1 protein-coding gene is annotated in these 294 nt (G+C 71.8%); it reads left to right on the top strand.

The genetic code is table 11. From position 1 onward, the window contains the following. A partial coding sequence (locus HT134_RS44435) for a Rossmann-fold NAD(P)-binding domain-containing protein (protein ID WP_512698728.1) occupies positions 1–294 on the top strand: 294 nt, incomplete at both ends.

The following is a 294-nucleotide window of genomic DNA, read 5'->3' as shown; positions in this document are numbered from 1 at the left end:
CTCGGCGGCCCCAAGGCCGACTTCGACCAGGCCCGCGACCACCAGTACACCGAGCAGGCGATCCTCGACTCCGGCCAGCCGTACGTGTTCCTGCGCAACGGCTGGTACTCCGAGGTCTACACGCAGAACCTCGACCAGTTCCTGGAGCAGGGCGCCATCCTCGGCAGCGCCGGCGACGGCCTGGTCGCCTCCGCCGCCCGCGCCGACTACGCCGCCGCCGCCGTCGCCGTGCTCACCGGCGAGGGCCACGAGAACAAGGCGTTCGAGCTGAGCGGCGACGTCGCCTGGAGCTTC

The organism is Nonomuraea rhodomycinica (assembly GCF_013363995.1).
In the GTDB taxonomy this organism is placed as follows: domain Bacteria; phylum Actinomycetota; class Actinomycetes; order Streptosporangiales; family Streptosporangiaceae; genus Nonomuraea; species Nonomuraea rhodomycinica.
This window is presented reverse-complemented; position numbering and strand designations above follow the sequence as displayed.